General features: G+C 71.3%; 17 protein-coding genes and 1 pseudogene. 4 read left to right on the top strand and 14 right to left on the bottom strand.

The genetic code is table 11. The features are described from left to right. Positions 1 to 114: 114 nt before the first annotated feature. The 4 genes from HUT19_RS39140 to HUT19_RS39125 form a co-directional block, all read right to left on the bottom strand. Positions 115 to 465 carry a hypothetical protein gene (locus HUT19_RS39140; protein ID WP_176185799.1) on the bottom strand — a complete coding sequence of 117 codons (351 nt, stop codon included), beginning with the start codon at positions 463 to 465 and terminating at the stop codon, positions 115 to 117. A 212-nt stretch (positions 466 to 677) separates the two neighbouring features. Beyond that, a complete protein-coding gene (locus tag HUT19_RS39135; protein WP_303332636.1) occupies positions 678 to 1,586 on the bottom strand; it encodes a haloalkane dehalogenase in 909 nt (302 codons plus the stop codon). Continuing rightward, entirely contained in the window at positions 1,583 to 1,987 is a 405-nt protein-coding gene (locus tag HUT19_RS39130; protein WP_176185795.1) for a pyridoxamine 5'-phosphate oxidase family protein, read from the bottom strand. Before HUT19_RS39130 ends, HUT19_RS39135 begins: the two co-directional genes overlap by 4 nt. Continuing rightward, positions 1,984 to 2,676 (bottom strand): NAD(P)-dependent oxidoreductase, encoded by a 693-nt coding sequence (locus HUT19_RS39125; protein WP_176185793.1) that lies wholly within the window; start codon positions 2,674 to 2,676, stop codon positions 1,984 to 1,986. The genes HUT19_RS39130 and HUT19_RS39125 overlap by 4 nt, the downstream gene beginning before the upstream one ends. 76 nt (positions 2,677 to 2,752) lie before the next feature. Here HUT19_RS39125 and HUT19_RS39120 point away from each other — a divergent pair, with 76 nt between their 5' ends. Both HUT19_RS39120 and HUT19_RS39115 read left to right on the top strand, forming a co-directional pair. Then, entirely contained in the window at positions 2,753 to 3,370 is a 618-nt protein-coding gene (locus HUT19_RS39120; RefSeq protein ID WP_176185791.1) for a TetR/AcrR family transcriptional regulator, read from the top strand. A gap of 1,319 nt (positions 3,371 to 4,689) precedes the next feature. Next, positions 4,690 to 5,250, top strand: a complete 561-nt coding sequence (locus HUT19_RS39115; RefSeq protein WP_176185789.1) for a GNAT family N-acetyltransferase — start codon at positions 4,690 to 4,692, stop codon at positions 5,248 to 5,250. A 162-nt stretch (positions 5,251 to 5,412) separates the two neighbouring features. Here the strand turns inward: HUT19_RS39115 and HUT19_RS39110 are convergent, their stop codons facing one another. Then, entirely contained in the window at positions 5,413 to 6,603 is a 1,191-nt protein-coding gene (locus HUT19_RS39110) for a M6 family metalloprotease domain-containing protein (protein WP_176185787.1), read from the bottom strand. A gap of 103 nt (positions 6,604 to 6,706) precedes the next feature. Further along, entirely contained in the window at positions 6,707 to 7,972 is a 1,266-nt protein-coding gene (locus tag HUT19_RS39105) for an alpha/beta fold hydrolase (protein WP_176185785.1), read from the bottom strand. Between the two features lie 119 nt (positions 7,973 to 8,091). On the opposite strand from HUT19_RS39105, the pseudogene HUT19_RS39100 reads away from it, so the two are divergent. Further along, a pseudogene (locus tag HUT19_RS39100) lies at positions 8,092 to 8,949 on the top strand (RNA-guided endonuclease InsQ/TnpB family protein); the annotation flags it as partial. Between the two features lie 283 nt (positions 8,950 to 9,232). On the opposite strand, the gene HUT19_RS39095 reads toward HUT19_RS39100, so the two are convergent. The 8 genes from HUT19_RS39095 to HUT19_RS39060 all read right to left on the bottom strand — a co-directional run bounded on the left by HUT19_RS39095 (position 9,233) and on the right by HUT19_RS39060 (position 17,945). Continuing rightward, positions 9,233 to 9,958: a GntR family transcriptional regulator gene (locus HUT19_RS39095; RefSeq protein WP_176187840.1), complete on the bottom strand. Its 726-nt coding sequence runs from the start codon at positions 9,956 to 9,958 to the stop codon at positions 9,233 to 9,235. Between the two features lie 62 nt (positions 9,959 to 10,020). Further along, entirely contained in the window at positions 10,021 to 11,424 is a 1,404-nt protein-coding gene (locus HUT19_RS39090) for an aldehyde dehydrogenase (RefSeq protein ID WP_176185783.1), read from the bottom strand. Beyond that, positions 11,421 to 12,425: a proline racemase family protein gene (locus tag HUT19_RS39085; protein WP_176185781.1), complete on the bottom strand. Its 1,005-nt coding sequence runs from the start codon at positions 12,423 to 12,425 to the stop codon at positions 11,421 to 11,423. Before HUT19_RS39085 ends, HUT19_RS39090 begins: the two co-directional genes overlap by 4 nt. Positions 12,426 to 12,455: 30 nt before the next feature. Continuing rightward, a complete protein-coding gene (locus tag HUT19_RS39080; protein ID WP_176185779.1) occupies positions 12,456 to 13,376 on the bottom strand; it encodes a dihydrodipicolinate synthase family protein in 921 nt (306 codons plus the stop codon). Between the two features lie 79 nt (positions 13,377 to 13,455). Beyond that, positions 13,456 to 15,021 (bottom strand): NAD(P)/FAD-dependent oxidoreductase, encoded by a 1,566-nt coding sequence (locus tag HUT19_RS39075; protein WP_176185777.1) that lies wholly within the window; start codon positions 15,019 to 15,021, stop codon positions 13,456 to 13,458. Next, on the bottom strand, positions 15,002 to 15,322 hold the full coding sequence (locus tag HUT19_RS39070; protein ID WP_176185775.1) for a (2Fe-2S)-binding protein: 321 nt from the start codon (positions 15,320 to 15,322) through the stop codon (positions 15,002 to 15,004). Before HUT19_RS39070 ends, HUT19_RS39075 begins: the two co-directional genes overlap by 20 nt. A gap of 47 nt (positions 15,323 to 15,369) precedes the next feature. Next, a complete protein-coding gene (locus tag HUT19_RS39065) occupies positions 15,370 to 16,533 on the bottom strand; it encodes an FAD-binding oxidoreductase (protein ID WP_176185773.1) in 1,164 nt (387 codons plus the stop codon). Positions 16,534 to 16,574: 41 nt separating this feature from the next. Continuing rightward, the gene (locus tag HUT19_RS39060; protein WP_176185771.1) at positions 16,575 to 17,945 is read right to left on the bottom strand and encodes an aminopeptidase P family protein; all 1,371 of its coding nucleotides are present in this window, start codon (positions 17,943 to 17,945) and stop codon (positions 16,575 to 16,577) included. A 168-nt stretch (positions 17,946 to 18,113) separates the two neighbouring features. On the opposite strand from HUT19_RS39060, the gene HUT19_RS39055 reads away from it, so the two are divergent. Next, positions 18,114 to 19,862, top strand: a complete 1,749-nt coding sequence (locus HUT19_RS39055) for an ABC transporter substrate-binding protein (RefSeq protein ID WP_176187838.1) — start codon at positions 18,114 to 18,116, stop codon at positions 19,860 to 19,862. Positions 19,863 to 19,867: the final 5 nt, after the last annotated feature.

Genomic DNA, 19,867 nt, shown 5'->3' with positions numbered 1-19,867 from the left:
GCCAGTTCCCCGTGCCGAGCCGTCCCTTCGTAACCGTGAGTGATCTTTAAGCGTGCCATTCCGGTCGTGGCCCACGGACGACGCGTGGCCGGCGGGCTGTTCCGCGAGGACTGATCATGCGGTGGCGTTGAACTCCACGTACTCGATGGTCGCGCCGCCCGGGTGCCGCACGGTCAGGTTGCGGCCGGTGGGCACCTCGTTGGGGCCGTCCAGCACTTCTCCTCCGTGTTGGGCGGCCAGGCGCAGGATCTCGGCGAGAGACCCGACGATCGCGGTGGCATGGGTGCCGCGGTACGGGGCAAGGGCGTCGTCGGTGCCCGCGAGAAGCAAGAAGCCGCCTGTGGTCGCGAGTTGCAGGTCGCTGTAGTGGAAGCGCAGCCCCGGTTGCTCCCCGGTGAGCTCAGCGAACGTGGGCAGGGCGGTATCCAGATCGTCGACGTAGACACGGGCAAAGGTAGTGAGCATCGGCGCGGCATCTCCCAAGTCATTTCGTCGCCGGAGCCGGCGCCCTGGTCGCCTTGGTCCTCGCCTACCGCCGCCGGCGCGTCGACGAGTACGGCGGCCTGCGCGCCGCCCCGGAAGACGCCGAGCAGCTTCGTGATCGAGGTGAGGGAGCGGCCGGGGTCGGGCGGGAGGTCGCGGGCGGCGCGGATCGGCACTGCCGTGATCGAGGGCGCCTAGGGGCGTGCCAGCCCGTGGCGGTCGGCCCAGGCGCTGATCGCCGCGGCCAGCTCCTCGGGGCGGTCCTCCGGGGAGTGGTGGCCGGCCAAGCCGTGGCGGGAGACCTCCAGGCCCGCGATGTTCTCCTCGCACCAGGCCACGGCCCCCTGATCGGTCATCGCGCCCGGTCCCGGCTCGAACGCGGCGAGCAGCTTGGGGACTTCGGGACTGGCGGCCAGCCAGGCGTCGTACCGCTCGATGCGGGCCACCACGTCGGCGGGCTCGGCGTCCAGCGGCATCATGCGCGTCCATGCCAGTACCGGGCGGCGGCTGTGCGGGGTCGGGAAGGGGCGGCGGTAGACCTCCAGGTCGGCAGGGTCGAGCGGGGTGGCGAGTGTGTCCGGTAGCCCCTCGATGAACAGCGACTTCTCCAGGATCATCTCCTCGCCCACCCCAGGGGTGCGGAGGAGGGTGAACAACTTCCGCCCGGCTGCCGGAAATTCGTCGCCGACCAGCGGCTTGATGATGGTCTCGGTGAAGGCGAGGCCGCGGACGGCGCCCGGGAGGCGGGCGGCGCGGTCGAAGGCGAGCGCGCCGCCCCAGTCGTGGCCGATGAGGACGGCCTCGGTAAGGCCGAGGGCGTCGAACCACGCGTCGAGGTAGCGGGCGTGGTCGTCGAAGGAGTAGGCGAGGTCGGGCTTGCCGGAGTCGCCCATGCCGATGAGGTCGGGGGCCAGAAGGCGGCGGCCGGGCGCGGCCACCCCCGGCAGGACGTTCCGCCACAGGTGGGAGGAGGTGGGGTTGCCGTGGAGGAAGACGAAGGGCAGCCCGTCGGGGTCGCCGGACTCACGGTAGTGGAGGGCGGAATCGAGGACGGGGAGGGTGGGCATGGCGGTGTCACTTCGCTTTCGATACGGGGGATTCAGAGGTTGAGGCTCAGGACGCGGTCGACGGCGATCTCGACGACGACCAGGTCCAGCGGGGCGGGCGGGTCCGCGCGGTAGCGGACGGTGTAGCGATGGACCGCCTCGGCCAGGCGCGCGGGGGCATCGGTGACGGCGGCGCGGCCTTCGAGTGTGATCCAGCGGAAGCCGTCCGCCTGACAGAGTGCGACACGGGCCGCCGGGCCGCCCGTCTCCACGTTCCGGGTCTTGCGGGCCCCCGCCCGGGTGGTCACCCGGACCAGGCCGGTGGCCGCGTCGAAGGTGAAACGGACGGGGGTGACGTGTGGCGTGCCGTCGGGGCGGAGGGTGGTGAGGGTGGCCGTGTGCGGGAGGGTGAGGAACGCTCGTGCGACGGGCGTGAGTGGGAAGGCCGGGCCACTCACTTCTTCTTCACGCCCTCGTTCCAGATCAGCTTGGCGATGTTCGGCTTCACGGCCGTGGTGATGACGCCCATGGCCGTACGGACATACCGCCGCTCCGCCAATTCGCGCAGCATGCTCGCGGCGAGGTCGGTACGGGCGGTGAAGACGCCGTCGGCGCTGGTCTCGGCGGTGTGGTAGTCCGTGACGACGGGGTGCTCGAAGAGGCCCGAGGGCCGGACGAAGGTCCAGTCGAGGTCCGTCTGACGGATCACGGCCTCCATACGGCGCATGTCCTCGTGGAGGGTGCGGCCGAGACGTCGGTTCACCAGCGGGTCGAGCACATGGTTGAAGAAGTGCGCGCCGGTAGGGCGCCAGTTCGGGTCGGCGATGCTGGAGCTGACGACGAGCAGCCGTTTGATGCCGTGGCGGGCCATGGCCCCGGTGATGACGGTGGCGCTCGCCGAGTACGTGGTGATGGTCTCCTTGCTGAAGCGCGCGCCCAGCGCGGAGAGAACGGCGTCCGTCCCGCCGAGCGCGGCGTCGACAGCCGCCGGGTCGGTGGCGTCGGCGTCGGCCACGGCAAGGCCGGGCCGCGCGGGCAGGGAGCCGGGTCTGCGGGTCACGGCGACGACCTCGTGGCCGGCGGCCAGGGCCTGGTCAGTGAGGCGGCGGCCGGTCGGTCCGTTGGCGCCGAAGACTGCGATACGCATGGTGTCGGGTCATCCCTTCGTGTGATTCTCGGAACGCCCTTGACTGTGCTGCACACCCAACGCAGGCTCAACGCTGATGAATAACACCGCCCCTGCCCCCGCCCGCACCCGAGGCCGCCCCCGCGGCAACCCGCCGACCCGCGAGTCGATCGTCTCGGCGGCCCGTTCGCTGTTCCTGGAGCACGGCTACCGGAGGACCACCCTGCGCGCGGTGGCGGGGGCCGCCGGGGTCGACCCGGCGCTGATCGCGTACCACTTCGGCTCGAAGAAGGGCCTGTTCGGGGAGGTGATGCAGTTCCAGTGCGCCAATGCGCTGGCGGTGGACGACGTCCTCGGCGGCGACCCGGCCACCCTCCCCGACCGCCTGATCGACGCGGTGACCGACCTGTGGGAGGATGCCGGCTTCCAGCAGCTCACCACCCAGGGCGACGAGGCCGTCGAGGTGATCCGCGAATATCTGGAACGCGAGCTGCTGGCCCGGCTTGTTGAATTTCTCGGCGGCCGGGACGCGACCGCCCGCGCCACGGCCGTGGTGACGATCCTCGGCGGCCTCATCTACACCCGCTACCTCAACCCCCTCCCCACCCCCGCCGCCCTCACCCCGTCCGAGATCCGTCACAGCCTCACCCCGGCGCTGCGCGCGGCACTGGCCCCGAGGCCGCGCGCGGCGGCACCCACCAGAACCGGCCGTTAGAACTCGCCGACCTCGGACGGAGGCGCCGTTCGGCCTTGCCCACCCCAGCGCCTTTGGTACGGCGTGGCCCGAAGGCCGGGGCATCTTCCGGGAATCCCGGTGAACGCCGGCGGTGCCCGCGTCCGGTGTGCTGACCGGCCAGGTCAAACCGGGATTTCTGGTACCTCGACTACGCACGCCCGCACTCGGGCGCCGGGGGTAGGCGCGGGTCTCCGCGAGGTGCGCGGCCGGCCGGCCGCGCTCTGCGAAGACGAGGCCGACGACATCGTGACCGCGTACCGCGAGGGCCCCGCCGGGAAGGCCCTCGCCCGACCGGGCCCCGTGCCTGACCGCCCCTGCGCCTTCAGCCTCCCTGCCGCCCGGGGCGGCGGTAGCCGGTTCCAGAGGTTCCCGTCTTACCTTCTTGGTGGGCCTGAACTGGTCATTCGTAGGATCGGTGATGCCAAGGCCATACGAGCTGCAACGGGATACCAGCCATACCCGGAGCCTGTGGGGCTGACCCGGCATCTGGGATCGGTACTCGCCTTGCGCCCGAGCCCACGCCTGGTGATTGCGAGCCTCAGGCTGCTACGACGCGTTGTCGCCGCATTGAACAACCGGCCCGAGAACGGGGATACCAAGAAGATCGCCTGGTCTCTGAGACATCCGTCCCCCACCCTGCGCTTCCTCGAACGCCGCCCCAGCGGCGGCCACTGACCGGCCGGCGCATGGACTGGTCAACGGCGCCGACAGCTGGAAAAGCGCTTCGAGGTGTCAGCCTCTTCGCGGGCAAGGAGCCGTAAATGACGTCGTCCCGGTCTGAAGGGCCATGGTCACTTCCTCGCGGAGCGGCGTCGAGACTCCGGCCGGCGCGCGATAGTCCACACCGTCGCATAGATGATGAAAGCGCTCATCGCGATGGCCCAGACCCACACCGCTTCGCCACCCCGTTGGATCATGAAGATTCCTGAGGCCACTGCGGCGGCCACGATGACCAGCCATCGGTATCCCACATCCACCTCATGCCTCCCGGCCAAGAACAAGGGGTTCGCGATCTCTCAGGCCTACGCGGGCTCGCCCCTCCCCCGAACACTAGCGGGTCCTGAGGGGTGCCGACGACCGTGAACGCCGAGGACGGGAACAGCCCCTCCTCGGTCCTCGGGGCAGATCCAGCCGTCGCAGGCCGACCTGGCTCCTTACCTCGGCCCAGGTCGCCTCCCTCCACCGCGCGACGGCTTGCTCGTCGCGCTCTGCGACCCGTCGCGCGGGGAACCGCGGGGTGAAGCCGAGCCCGCGCGACGCCGCGACTGAACGGCAGGTCCTCAGCCAGGATGGATCCCATGAACCCACCGCCCACGCTGTCCGCCACGGAGATCACCTCGGATCGACTCCGCCTGCGCACAGCACACGACACCGACCGCGACGGACTCATCGAACTACAGACCGATCCGCAGGTCCGGCTCTACCTCGGCGGTCCAAGGCCCAGAAGTGCTGTCGAACAGTATCTCGATGCGATCGGTACCACGAGCATCACCAACCAACCCGGCACGTTTGTCATCGCCGACAAGACGACCGACCGGCTCTTCGGGACGCTCATGCTCAACCGACGCTCCGCCGACCTTCCCGGGCACGTCACCGATGAGGGCGGGGAACTGGAACTGACCTACCTGCTACGACGCAAGGCTTGGGGCGCGGGGCTGGCGTTCGAGGCCGCCACGGCCGCGTTGCGCGCCGCCGCCGACGAGCTGCCCGACCAGCCGGTCCTGGTAGTGACCCAGACAGCCAACGAGCGTTCACTCAAGCTCGCCGCCCGCCTCGGCTTCCAGCGCATGAGCACCTTCACGGCACACGACGCGGAGCAAACCCTGGCCGCGACCAACCTGCACTCATTCAAAGCCTGAACGGCACGCGACACGAGCACCACGCCCCACCGGCATCGGCGCGTGCACGGCTTCACAGCCGGAACCGGCCTTGCCCGATACCCCCACCGTTCCGCGTCAACGCCGTCGGGTCCACCGTGCCGGAACGGACGCGCCGGCCGGCCATGCGCATGCGTTGACGCGTTACGGCTTGCTGAGCCGGACCGTGTCACCGGAGGAATCGCCCGTGCCGACGGCGATGCGCACACCGGTGGCCGGATCGGTGAAGGACTGGCCGGATGCGAGCGCGGCCACGTCCAGGGGGCCGCAGCCGCTCGGCGGTGTGGTGTCCGGGTTGGCGTTGATGACACGGACGGGGCCGTCCCCGGTCCGGGTCGCGGAGTCGACCTTGTAGATCAGCACCCCTGTGGAGCAGGCTGTGCGGTCGTTGAACTCGGCCCTGCGGGACTCTGCCACGTATGCCGTGGTCTCACCGGTGCGGATCACGGCGATCTTGGTGCCGCCGGGGCGCTCCACCGGTGTGAGCCGCACCGTCCGCGTGCCGCTCGCGGCGAGACAGGCGACCTGGCCGTCGCCGATCCAGCCGAGTTTCCAGGAGTGCCAGCCGAGATAGTGCGGGGCGCGACCAGCGATGTCGCCCATGATGTCCCAGCCGTTCACAAAGCGGTGGGTCTCACCGGTGAAGGCGTACACGTCGGGCAGGCCGAAGGTGTGGCCGGTCTCGTGGTCGGCGACCTTGTAGCCCCAGCGCCACATGTCCTGGCCGAAGGTGACGGCCCACTTCACACGGGAGCCGTCGGCGGTGACGCCGGGGGTGGCCGGATCGTAGAGGTAGGTCGGGGAGAAGGAGATCGCGCGCGCCGCCTTGGCCGGGACGATGTAGACCATGTCGTAACGGGAGAAGTCCACGAACGGATCGGCTGCCGTGACGGCGTCGCGCAGGTAGCGCTCGTGGCTCTCGAAGGTGATCCCCCGGTCGAAACCGTAGGACGTGGAGGTGGACGGCATACGGATCCACCGGCGGTACGGCGTGGCGATGTCGAGCCGCGACCGGCCGTAGGAGGCTGTGCGCATCCACTCGGCGGCGGGTGACAGGTGGGTGGCGTAGGCGTCGGTGGAGTCGGTGGCCGGAGCGTCGGGAAAGTCCACGAACAGGGTCAGCACACGGTGGGTGCCGGTGGGGCGCTGGAACTGGGCGCGGTCGGTGTCGTGGCCCTCGTCGGTCCAGCCGGTTCTGCCCGGCAGCGCGCAGTCGGCCGCGGTGGACGGCGTGCTGGCTTCCGGCTCCTCCGCTGTCGCGCTGGTGGTGGTCAGGCAGGTGGCGAGGGCGGCGGCCACTATGAGGGCACGGGGACGGGGCGGCAGGGTAGGCATGTCTCTCCTTCGTCGGCTTTACCTGGTCGGCACGCTGGGTTTCGTCGGCCGTGCCTGTGCGCGGTCGGGGATGGTCATCCGCGGTCGGCGAGCCGGTGCGCGGTCAGGCACGTCCCGCCACCAGGTCCATGAGGCGGGCGAGGACGCGGCCGCCGGAGCTGGTGAGCCCGTCGTGCTCCCACTCGTTGGTGACCCAGACGCGGGTGGCGCCGACCTCGCGCGAGGTCCGCAGGGACAGGCCCGCGTCCACGTACATGTCGTCGTGGTAGACGACCGCCGCCAGCGGGACCTCGTTGGCGGCCAGGCGACCGGTGTCGTACAGCGGCGGCCAGTCGGTCCGCCGGGCGAGGAGGTCGACGGCCTGCGCGAAGGGACGCAGGGCCTTGATGTCCCCGAACATCCAGGGGTAGATCATCTCCCCGGTGAGCAGGAGGGTCTCCGCGTCCTCGGCGAACGCGGGGAAGGCGGCGAGCGCACGGGCGGCCGCCCAGCCCGTGGGCCCGGCCCCCTGCCCGTACAGCGTTTCCTGCAACACGGCGAACAGTGGGTTGTCCGTGAACCCGGTCAGGCCCATCACCTGGTGGAGGAAGGTGTCGGTCAACTCGCCGCGTCCGTCCAGGGCTTCGTCGAGCAGCCAGTGCAGGCGCTCGAAGCCGTCCCCCATGCCGAGGGCGAGGCCGAGGGTGCGCAGCCGGCGGACGGTGAGGCGGTCTCCGTCCGGCAGGCGCACATGGTCTGTCGCGAGTCGGTCGGCGACGTGACGCAGGAGGGCGGCGTCGTCCGGATAGCGGTCGTAGTACTCCAGGACGCGGTCGTGTACACGCGGATAGGTGCGCGCGTACACGTCGTCGGCGGTGGCGGTGAGCCCCGGCAGACCTCCGGCCACGTAGCATGCCGTCAGCCCCTCGGGGGCGTGGGAGAGGTATGTGAGGGTGACGAAGCCGCCGTAGCTCTGGCCGAGTGTCTCCCAGGGCCGCTCACCGCGCAGCTCGCGGCGTATCAGCTCCGCGTCGGCGACGATCGAGTCGGCCCTGAAGTGCGCGAGATATGCGGCGAGTCGGCCTGGATCCTTGAGCCGGGCGGCCGCCTTGGCGGTCACCGGGCTGGAGCGGCCGGTGCCCCGTTGGTCGAGGAGCAGCACGCGGTGCGTCTTCAGCGCCCGGGACAGCCAGCCGGGCGACCCGGCCGCCGGACGGGGCGACTTGCCGCCCGGTCCGCCCTGCAGATAGAGCAGCCAGGGCAGGTCGTCATCGGCGCGGCCCGGGTCGGCGACTTCCCGGGCGAAGATCTGGAGGGTGGGGCCGCCGGGGTCGGCGTGGTCCAGTGGGACGGTGAAGGAGTGGTCGACGGTCGCGTACGCGGGGTTCATCGGGATTCCTCCGTGGATACCCCGGCCTTCAGACTGGGGAGGAAACGGAATCCTGCGGAGCAGGGCAGGGAGAGGTGAATCGCCGTCAGGGCGATTCGGCGAGTCTCGCGCGAGCGCGGAGCCGCTCCACCTTCACGTGGTGTGACGGGCGCCTGACGTTGGCGAAGATGACCGCGCCGCTGGACATTCGCTGGTCGCGCCCGCTCCCGGAGGGGGCGAAGCCGACCACGGTGACCGTCTCCCGGGACGCGGCGGGGCGCTGGTTCGTGTCCCTGCTGTGCGAGGACACCATCGCCCCCACCCCGGCCACGGACGCGGCGGTCGGCATCGACGCCGGGATCACGTCGCTGGTGACCCTGTCCACCGGGGAGAAGATCACCAACCCCAGGCACGAGCGCCGCGACCGGACCCGACTCGCCAAGGCTCAGCGGGAGCTGTCCCGCAAGCCCAAGGGCTCGAACAACCGGGAGAAGGCCCGCCGGAAGGCCGTCAGGGTCCATGCTCGGATCGCCGACCGCCGCCGGGACTTCCTGCACCAACTCACCACTCGGCTCGTCCGTGAGAACCAAACGGTCGTGATCGAGGACCTCACCGTCCGCAACCTGCTGAAGAACGGCAAGCTCGCGCGCGCCATATCCGACGCGGCCTGGACGGAACTGCGCTCCATGCCGGAGTACAAGTGCGCCTGGTACGGGCGCGAACTCGTGGTGATCGACCGTTGGTTCCCCAGCTCGAAGCTGTGCGGGGCCTGCGGCACGGTCCGCGAGAAGCTGCCGCTGAACGTCCGTGAGTGGACCTGCGACTGCGGCACCGTGCATGACCGTGACGTGAACGCGACACGCAACATCCTGGCCGCCGGGCTGGCGGCGTCTGCCGGTGGAGACGGTGTAAGACCTCAACGGGAGTCCTCCCGGACGGGGCGGTCGTCGGTGAAGCAGGAACCCCAGCGGGTGACCGCTGGAATCCCCCGCCTTTAGGCGGGGGAGGAAGTCAAGGCGTTCTTTCCCGGACCTGCGCGGCCGGGTTAGGCGGGCAGGTGCGTGGAGGGCGGCGGTGTGCCGGGGACGTGGCGTGTGATGTGTACCGCCCAGTGTGGAATGGCCCGATCCGCCCGCGGCAGCTCCCGCTTGGCCATAACCCCGCGTTGTGCGACCCCGCGTTGTGCGACCCCGCGTTGTGCGAGGTGGCGCGCCGCGGGGGCGGGGCGCGGACGCACCCCGCCCCCGCGCGCCCGGTGCGTGATGGTTCCCCGGAGCGGGCTCAGCGGGCCACGCCCAGCTTCCTCCTGGTCACGCGCTTGCTGGGCTTCTTCTCCTGTTCCTGGGCGCCCTTGGCCCACAGCGAGCGCACATGTCCGAGGTGGCGGGTCATGCACGTCTCGGCGCCCTCCGCGTCACCCGCCACCATCAGGTCGAGGAGTTCGATGTGCTCCTCGGCCGACGGGATCAGCTGGTCCCGCTCGTCCAGAGCGGTCAGCCCGTACAGGCGCGAACGCTTGCGCAGGTCGCCGACCGTCTCAACGAGCCGGTCATTGCCGGCGAGGGCGAGCAGGGAGAGGTGAAACCGGCGGTCGGCCTCGAGATAGCCGATGAGGTCGTGCTCGCGGGCGGCGTGCACGATCTCCTCGGCGACCGGGCGCAGCGCCTCCAGGTCTTCGCGCGCGGCTTCGCGGGTGATCCGGCCGACCATGGGGACCTCGATCAGCGTACGGATCTCGGTGTACTGGTCGAGGTCGTGTTCGTTGACCTCGGTGACACGGAAGCCCTTGTTGCGAACCGGTTCGACGAGGCCCTCGCGGGCCAGGTCGAGCATCGCCTCGCGCACCGGTGTCGCGGAGATGCCGAAGTCCTCCGCGAGACCGGGCGCCGAGTAGACCTCGCCGGGGCGCAGTTCCCCGGAGATCAGTGCGGCGCGCAGGGCGTGGGCGACCTGGTCGCGCAGCCGCTCCCTGGTGGTGATGAGGTTGCGCTGCTTGAGGTGGCCCATGGTGGTGGTGATCCCTTCGTGACCTGTTCCCTCGTGGCCGAGCGGATCACCAGCGTACAATGTCACGTTGTTTTCGCAGGTGCCTGTGGGTGTGCTGGGGTCAGTGTGTAGGTGCGGTCGGACGTGTAGAACGCGATGGCAGCGCGTCCCTGTTCGCGTGGACCGTGGCTGGATGCCTTGGCTCCGCCGAAGGGCAGGTGGAAGTCGACCCCGGTGGACGGGGCGTTGACGCGGATCATGCCGGTGTCGAGGTGGTCGAGCCCGTGCAGCGCGGTGTCGAGCGAGGCGGTGTGCACAGAGGTGACCAGGCCGTGTGCGACGGAGTTGGTGATCCGGACCGCGTGGGCCAGGTCGTCGGCCGGCAGCAGCGCCGCCAGCGGTCCGAAGACCTCCTCACACAGCAGCCGGTGGCCGGGCGGCACCTGCTCGACCAGGGCCGGGGCCGCGTACCAGCCGTCCGCCCCCTCGGGGACGGCGGCGCAGGCGACGGCGGAGAGGCCCTTTCTCGCCTGGATCACCCGGTCGCGGGCCGACTCGTTGATCAGCGGTCCGCACACGGTGGCGGGGTCGGCGGGGTCACCCACAGGGAGCGCTCGCAGTGCCTCGGTGAGGGCCTCGCGCAGCGGGTCGTGGGCGGCGCCGACCGCGATCACGCGGCTGGTGGCGGTGCACTTCTGACCCGCGTAACCGGCGATCGCGGCGGCGATGTGCGCGGCGGCCCGCGGGATGTCGGCGTCGGGCAGGACGATCGCCGCGTTCAGCCCGCCCATCTCGGCCTGCACGGGGACGCCCCGTGCGGTGGCGGTGCGGACGACCGCTTGGCCCACGGTCGTGGAGCCGGTGAAGGAGACCACGTCGGCGGCGGAGACGACGGCGTTGCCTTCGGTGGGGCCGCCGGGCAGTACGGTGAAGGCCCCGGCGGGCAGGGCGTGGTGGACGATCTCGGCCAGGCGCTGGGCGCACGCGGTCGCTTCCGGTGCCGGCTTCAGGACGACGGTGTTGCCCGTCGCGAGTGCCGGGGCCGCCTTCCAGCTGGGGATCGCGAAGGGAAAGTTCCATGGGGTGATGAGGCCCGCCACTCCGTGCGGACGGCGGCGGGTCAGCAGCAGCCCCGGACCGTCGGCCGTCTCGTGGACCGCCCCGGTGCACTCGAAGGCGGCCTGGGCGTAGTACCGCCAGATCGCGGCGGTGCGGGTCACCTCGGCACGTGCTTCGGCGAGCGGCTTGCCCACTTCGCGTACGGCGAGGGCAGCCAGCTCGTCCGCGGCGGAATCGATGGCGGCGGCCACGGCGCCGAGCGCGGCCGAGCGGGCGGCCGTGCCGCCCAGGTGCCAGCCGGGCTGGGCGGCATGGGCCCGCTCCACGGCGTCGACGGCGGCGAAGGCCCCCGGGGCGGGGATCCGCACCAGGACGTCGGAGGGGGCGGCCGGGTTGTGTGAGACAACCTGGGCCAGGGCGCTGGTCACAGGAGGAAACCTCCGGGAAAGGGGTCGTCCGGGTCGAGGAAGTACTGGGCGGTGCCGGTGATCCAGGCACGTCCCGTGATGCGGGGAACGACGGCGGGCACCCCGCCGACGTCGGTTTCCGCCACGAGGCGGCCGGTGAACTCGGTGCCGATGAAGGACTCGTTGACGAAGTCCTGGTGCAGCGGCAGCATCCCGCGGGCGTGCAGCTGCGCCATCCGTGCGGAGGTGCCGGTGCCGCACGGGGAGCGATCGAACCAGCCCGGGTGGATGGCCATGGCGTGGCGTGAGCGGTGCGCGTCGGAGCCGGGCGCGGCGAGGTAGACGTGCTTGACCCCGGCGATCTCGGGCTGACACGGATGGACGGGGCGCTCCGGGGACGCGTTGATCGCGTCCATGACGGCGAGCCCCGCCGCCAGCAGCTCGTCCTTGCGGGACCGGTCGAACGGCAACCCCATTGTGTCCAGTTCGACGAAGGCGTAGAAGTTCCCGCCGAAGGCGAGGTCGTACCGCACCGTCCCGTACCCCGGTACGTCCACCTTCCGCTCGAGGCCGACGCAGAAGGCGGGGACGTTGGTGAGCGTCACCGCCCTCGCCGCCCCGTTCTCGACGTGCACGTCGACGGAGACCAGCCCGGCCGGGGTGTCGAGGCGGATGCGGGTGACCGGTTCGGTGACCGGGACCATGCCGGTCTCGACGAGCACGGTGGCCACGCCGATGGTGCCGTGCCCGCACATCGGCAGCAGGCCGGACACCTCGATGTACAGCACCCCGACGTCGGCGTCGGGACGGGTCGGTGGCTGGAGGATCGCGCCGCTCATGGAGGCGTGGCCACGCGGCTCGTACATCAGGAGCGTGCGCAGGTGGTCCATGTGCTCGATGAAGTGGAGCCTGCGCTCGGCCATCGTGGCGCCGGGGATCACCCCGGCACCTCCGGTGATCACACGGGTGGGCATGCCCTCGGTGTGTGAGTCGACGGCGTGGAAGACATGACGGGTACGCACGTACGTCCCTTCCTTGAGCACGGCTCGGGGTCAGTGGTGGCCGTCGGCGGCGGCCTTCTCGGTCGCCGCGCGCACCGCGGTCTCGATCGCGGCGGGCAGCGGCAGGCGCGGCGGGCGGGTGGGACCGCCCCGGCGTCCGACGATGTCCATGGACAACTTGATGGCCTGCACGAACTCGGTCTTGGAGTCCCAGCGCAGCAGTGAGTGCAGTGACCTGTAGAGCGGCCGCGCGGTGCCGAGGTCCCCGGCGACAGCGGCGTGGTACAGCTCGGCGCAGGTGGCGGGGAAGGCGTTCGGGTACCCGGCGATCCACCCGACCGCCCCGGCCAGGGCCAGCTCCAGCAGGACGTCGTCCGCACCGATCAGGAGGTCGAGGTCCGGGGCGAGTTCGGCGATCTCGTAGGCCCTGCGCACATCGCCGGTGAACTCCTTGACGGCCACGATACTGCCGTCGCCGTGGAGCCCGGCGAGGAGAGCGGGGGTGAGGTCGACCTTGGTGTCGATGGGGTTGTTGTAGCCCACGACGGGCAGCCCCGCCCGCGCGACCTCCGCGTAGTGGGCGCGCACGGCCCGGTCGTCCGCACGGTAGGCGTTCGGTGGGAGCAGCAGGACGCTGCCGCAGCCTTCCGCGGCGGCCTGCTCGGCCAGGCGACGGGACTCCGCGCTGCCGTAGGCGGCGACCCCGGGCATCACGCGCGCGCCGTCGCCCGCGGCCTCGATGGCGGTGCGCACCACGCGGGCGCGCTCGTCGTCGGTCAGCGTCTGGTACTCGCCCAGGGAGCCGTTGGGTACGACCCCGTCGCAGCCGTTGTCGAGGAGCCAGCGGACGTGCTCGGCGTAGGCGTCGTAGTCGACGGAGAGATCCTCGCGCAGGGGAAGCGCGGTGGCGACCATGATGCCGCGCCAGGGGTGGTCGGCGTTCCAGGTGGTGCCGGCGGTGGTGGCGGTCATAGGGGAACCCTTCTATGATGTGTGACATTTTATTGAGCCGTGTGCCGGGCCCACAAGAGGTGCGGGTCGCCAGGGCTCGTCAGGAGGTCGGCTTGTCGGCCCCGTCCGGACCGGCGGTATCGGGCCGCCCGGTCGAGTCGGTGGGCGCCTGGAGGGTGGCGGGCTCGGCGACCGCGTCGCCCGGATCGAGCGCGCCCAGCACCCCCAGCGGCACGGGCACCGCGAGTGGTCGGCGCTCGGCGGACGGCGGCACGGACGCGGCACCCGGCCCCGCGGCGAGGCAGGCCACAGCCGCTCCGCACACCCGGCCCTGGCACCAGCCCATGCCCGCTCGGGTGAGGAGCTTGACGGTGCGCGCGTCACGGGCGCCGTAGTCGGCGACCGCCTCACGGATGGCACCGGCGGTCACCTCCTCGCAGCGGCACACATCCGTCGCGTCGTCGGGCCAGTGCACCCAGCCCGGCCCCGGGGCGTGTGCCGCGGCCATGACGTCGGCGAAGGCCCGCATCCGGTCACGGCGGCGCTGGAGCCTCCGCACTCGTCCACCGCGGGTGAGCGCGGGCTGCCCGTACACCCGGGCCGCTGCCGCGATACCCGCGATACCGCCTTCCGCGCGGGCGAGTTGCGCGCCGCCGATGCCGCCGGTCTCCCCCGCCGCCCAGAGGCCGGGTACCGAGGTTTCCTGCAGTCCGTCCAGGGCGAGGGCGTACGTTCCGTCCGGGGTGCGCCGGGTCGCGCACCCCAGGCCCGTGGCCAGCTCTGTCTGCGGGACGAGACCGTGCCCGACCGCCAGTGCGTCGCAGGCGATCTGACGGCCCGTGCCCTGAACGGGCCGCCAGTCGCGGTCGACGCGGGAGACGGTGACCGCCTCCACCCGGTCGGTGCCGTGGACTTCGGTCACCGCGCTGCGCGTGCGCAGACGCACGCCGTGCCGCAGCAGCGCCGCGCCGTGGACCAGGGCCTCAGCCAGCTTGTGCGGATTGACGGCGAGGACGCCCGGACGGCGGGCGTACCCGAGATAGCCGGATGCCTCGACCACCGCGGGCACCCGCGCCCCGGCGGTGGCGAGCGAGGAGGCGACGGCGAGGAGCAGCGGGCCACTGCCCGCCACGACGACACGCCTGCCGGGCAGGACAAGAGCGGACTTCATCATCGCCTGCGCTCCCCCGGCGCCCACGACGCCCGGCAGCGTCCAGCCGGGGAAGGGGAGGTGGCGTTCGTACGCGCCCGTCGCGAACAGGACCGTGCGGGCGCGCACGCGGACCGGGCGGTCCCCGTCGCCGTCCGCGCCGGTGACCGCGTGCACGGCCCACGCGGCGTCCCCCTCGCTCCCCCGCGTCACCGCCCACACGTGGTGCCCGGCGAGATGGACGATGTCACTGGCCTCCAGGCGGCGGCGCAGGTCGGCGAAGGCGGACCAGTCGTGGTGCAGAGCCTCGGGGCGCACCGCACCGAGGGCCGGGGCGGGCCGGCGGTAGAACTGTCCACCGATCTGGCCGGACCCGTCCAGCAGGGCAACGGACAACCCCAGTTCGGATGCGGTGACGGCGCCCGCCAGGCCCGCGCAGCCCGCGCCGATCACCGCCAGGTCGTACGGCGCCTCATACGCGTCGTCGGTCACCTCCTCAGACGGCGAGTCCGGCATGGCCATGTCCTTCCTGGGTGGTGATCGTGTCGCCCGGGCGGGCGGGCACCAGGCAGGCTCGCCTGTTGGGCCGGCCGTTGATGGTGGCAAGGCAGTCGTAGCACTGGCCGATGCCGCAGAAGGCTCCGCGCGCACGACCGCCGCGGCGGGTGGCGCGCCAGGAGAGGATGCCGGTCGACCAGAGGGCGGCGGCGACGGACTGCCCGGGCAGCGCGGTGAGCGCGCGCCCGTCGAAGGTGATCTCGAACGGGGCCTCGGGCGCCGCGCCGGCGAGTTCAGCGGGGGTGCGGTCACGCGCCATGGCGCGGCTCCTTCCGGGGGGAAAATTTCCGGGGACAGTCGGTTTCCTCACACGTCACCGAACCGGTCCGGCCTGAACGGCTCGATGTCCAGCGGGAGATCCTTGCCGGACAGGATCCGGGCGACGATCATCCCCGTCGCCGGGGCCAGCCCTATGCCCGCGCCCTCGTGGCCGCAGGCCTGCAGCAGGCCGGGTACACGCGGGTCCGGGCCGATCGCGGGCAGATGGTCGGGCAGGTACGGACGGAATCCCGCGTAGGTCCGCATCACCCGTATGCGTGCGAGCACCGGGAACAGGCGTGTGGCCTGGGCCGCGAGGCGGCGCAGCACCTCCACCGACAGCGTGCGGTCGAAGCCGACCCGTTCCCGGCTGGCGCCGATCAGGATCGGGCCCGCCGGGGTGCCCTCGACGACGGCGGAGGTCTGCAACGCCGCCGAGCCGCTGGCGACATCGGCGACGTAGTCGGCCGCGTACACCTTGCGCCGCACCACACGCGGCAGGGGTTCGGTGACGAGGACGAAGCCGCGCCGGGGCAGCACCGGCAGCTCCACGCCCGCGAGCCGGGCCATCTCGCCGCCCCAGGGGCCGGCCGCGTTGACGACATAGGGAGCATGCAGATCACCGCTCACCATGCGCACGCCCCGCACCTCGCCCTGCGCGCCCGTCAGAACACCGGTCACATCCTCGCCGAGCCGCAGGCGCACCCGGCCGGAGCGCTGCCCGCCAGCGGCCCTCAGCAGATGCGCCGCAGCGAGGGCGGGCTGCACCTGGGCGTCCTGCGGATAGTGGAAGCCGCCCGCCAGGCCCGGGGCCAAGTGGGGCTCCAGATCGCCGAGCCGGTCGCCGGTGATCTCCTCGGTCGCCACGCCCGCCCGTTCCTGGCGCGCGGCGAAGTTCCGCAAGGCCACCATTCCCGCCTCACCGGAGGCGACGACCAGACCACCCTTCGCCTCGTACTCGATACGGGCCGGCAGCTCGCCGGACAGCTCCCGCCACAACCGCGTGGACAACAGGGCCAGGTCGAGTTCGGGTCCCGGCTCCTTGTCGGACACCAGCAGATTGCCCTCACCGGCCCCCGTGGTCCCGCCGGCGACGGGGCCACGGTCGATCACGGTGACGGAGAGGCCGGACCGCGCGGCGTAGTAGGCGCAGGCGGCGCCGACCACACCCGCTCCGACGATGATGAGATCCGGAGAGCTTCTCGTGGGCACAGCAGTAACATTTCACATTGCACTGCCGTTTGCCAAGAGGCTCAGCCCTCGATCAGCCCGCCCATCCACGACTCGATCGCGTCCGGCGTACGCGGCAGGGCTCCCGACATCAGCCGCGCCCCCTCGGCGGTGATGACCAAATCGTCCTCGATACGCACGCCGATACCCCGCAGTTCGGCCGGGAGCGTCTCATCGTCCGGCTGAAGGTAGAGGCCGGGCTCGACCGTCAGCACCTGGCCCTCCTCCAGCACCCCGTCCAGATAGGTCTCCGCCCGCGCCTGCGCACAGTCATGGACGTCGAGCCCGAGCATGTGCCCGCTGCTGCACAGGGTGTAGCGGCGGTGGAGGTCACCCTCCGGGCTCTTGAGCACACCCCACTCAGCGAGCCCCTCGGCGATCACCCTCATCGCGGCCCGGTGGAAGTCGCGGAAGCACGCGCCCGGCCTGAGTGCCGCGATCCCCGCGTCCTGGGCGGCGAGCACGAGGTCGTACACCTGCTGCTGCACCGGCGAGAAGCGGCCGGAGAGGGGCAGGGTGCGCGTGATGTCGGCGGTGTAGAGGCTGTCCGTCTCCACGCCCGCGTCCAGGAGAAGCAACTGCCGCTCGTCCAGCGGGCCGTCGTTGCGTATCCAGTGCAGGACGCAGGCGTGGGCGCCGGACGCCACGATGGTCTCGTAGCCGGTGCCGTTGCCCTCGGCGCGGGCGCGCAGGCCGAACACACCCTCGATCCAGCGCTCGCCGCGCGGGTGGGCGAGGGCGCGCGGCAGAGCACGTACGACATCTTCGAAACCGGCGGCGGTGTGGTCCACGGCGAGTTGCAGCTGACCCACCTCCCAGGCGTCCTTGACGAGCCTCAATTCGCTGAGCGCCGAGGCGAGTCCGGCGTCGGCCGTGGCGTCGCGGCCGGGCGGCAGTTCCCCGTAGGTGTCGAGGCGGGCGCAGCGGATGCCGGTCATACGCTCGGCCTCGGCGAGGTCGTGGCGCCGGCCGACCCAGAACTCGCCGTAGCGCCGGTCCCGGTAGAAGCCGCCGTCGGTGCGCGGCGAGCGGGGCCGTACGTACAGCACGGCCTCGTGCCGGTGGGGTCCGTCGGGCTCCAGGACCAGGACGTGCCCGGCCTGCTCCTCACCGGTCAGACCGGTGAGCCAGACGTAGGCGCTGTGCGGCCGGAAGCGGTGGTCGCAGTCGTTCGAGCGGACCCTCAGCTCCCCCGCGGGGACGATCAGCCGCTCACCGGGGAAGCGGGCGGACAGCCGGGCGCGGCGGGCGGGGGTGACGTCGGCGGCGGACAGCCGGATGTCCGCGGGCAGCGGGGTGGCCGCCCAGTCGCGCGCCATGAACTCCTCGAACTCCGCCGAGACGGGCAGGTCATGGCTGACCGTGCGGGGTGCGGCGGACACGGATTCCTTCATGCTTTCCTCCTCGATCTCCTGGTGCCCCCGTCCGGCCCATGGATGGCCCTCCCGGACACAGCTGGGTAAAGGAGCGGGCGACACCTTGCGCAGTACAATTTCACATTACTATGTTACGGGTCACATTCCAGATCTCCCCGCTGTCGGACTGTTCCCGGAGTGACCACGATGAACAAGCACACCTGTACCGCCATCGCCACCATGCTGGTGGCGACCCTCGCCCTGGGCACGGCCGGCTGCTCCGGCGGCGGGCGCTCGACGGACGGCAAGGGCGGGGGCAGGAATCCCGCCCTCACCCACCAGGGCGCCGTCGTCGGCGGCACTCCGAAGAGGGGCGGCACCCTGACCGTGCTGTCCAACCAGGACTTCACCCACCTCGACCCCGCCCGCAACTGGGTGATGAGCGATATGGAGTTCGGCACCCGGCTGCTCTACCGCACCCTGGTGACCTACAAGGCGGCCCCCGGTACCGAGGGCGGTGATCTGGTTCCCGACCTGGCCACCGACCTCGGCACCTCCTCCAACGGCGCCAAGACCTGGACCTTCCATCTGAAGAAGGGCATCAGATACGAGGACGGCACCCCCGTCACCGCGCAGGACGTGAAGTACAACGTGGAGCGGTCCTTCTCACCCGACCTGCCGGGCGGCGCCGACTACGCGGCCCGTTACCTCGCCGGCGCCAAGGGCTACCAGGGCCCGGCCCAGGGCAAGCACCTCGACTCCATCAAGACGCCCGACGACCACACGATCGTCTTCGAACTGCGCAAGCCCTTCGCCGAGTTCCCCAACGCGACCGTGATGCCGACCTTCGCACCCGTGCCGGAAGCGCGGGACAAGGGACCGCGCTACGACAGCCGGCCGTTCTCCTCGGGCCCGTACAGGATCCAGTCGTACGGGCGCGGCAAGAAGCTGGTCCTGGTCCGCAATCCGTACTGGGACCCGAAGACCGACACGGTCCGCAAGGCGTATCCGGACAAGCTGGTCGTGGTGATGGGCCTGAAGGCCAACCAGATCGACGACCGGCTCATCGCGAGCCGGGGCCCGGACGCCTCCTCCGTCTCCTGGCAGGCGCTGCGGCCGGAGAGCGCGGCCAAGGTGCTGCCGGACACCGAGGTCAGAAAACGCCTTCTCGCGGAATCCACCAACTGCACCGACATGGTGCAGATGCACACCGGGCGCGCCCCGTTCGACGACGTCAGGATCCGCCGGGCGGTGCAGTACGCCCTCGACAAGGACACCGTCCTGACCGCCTCCGGCGGGCCCGCCTTCAACGACCTGTCCACCGCGTACATGCCCGCCACCCTCTTCGACGGCAAGCAGCCCGACACCCTGAAGATCCCCGCCGAAGGCGATGTGGCCAAGGCCAGGGAGCTGCTCAAGGAGGCAGGCAAGCCGAACGGCTTCTCCACCAAGATCACCGTCTCCTCCGGCGACAAGGGGCGCGCCGAGGCGATCCAGCAGTCCCTCGCCAAGGCCGGCATCACGGTCACCATCGACACCGTCGACCCGTCCGCCTTCTACGCCACCATCGGGGACACCGCCAACCGCACCGACTTGGTCTACACGGGCTGGTGCCCGGACTACCCCTCCGGCTCGACCTTCCTGCCCTTCGTCTTCGACGGCCGCTCCATCAAGGAGAAGGGCAACTCCGGCAACCACTCCCTCTTCCGCGACAAGGCAACCATGAAGCGGATGGACGAAATCGCCGCGATGACCGATGCCAAGGCGGCGAACAAGGCCTGGCAGGAGCTGGACGCCGAGATACTCGAAAAGGCGCCGGCCGTCCCGGTTCTCGTGCGCCGCTGGCCGCTGGTGCTCGGCAGCAACATCGCGGGCGCGTACGGGCAGACCTCCTTCGGCGGCCAGCTCGACTACGCCTCCGTCGGCCTCAAGGACCCTTCCGCGAGCCAGAACTGACGGAG

The organism is Streptomyces sp. NA02950, assembly GCF_013364155.1.
Classification (GTDB): domain Bacteria; phylum Actinomycetota; class Actinomycetes; order Streptomycetales; family Streptomycetaceae; genus Streptomyces.
This window is presented reverse-complemented; position numbering and strand designations above follow the sequence as displayed.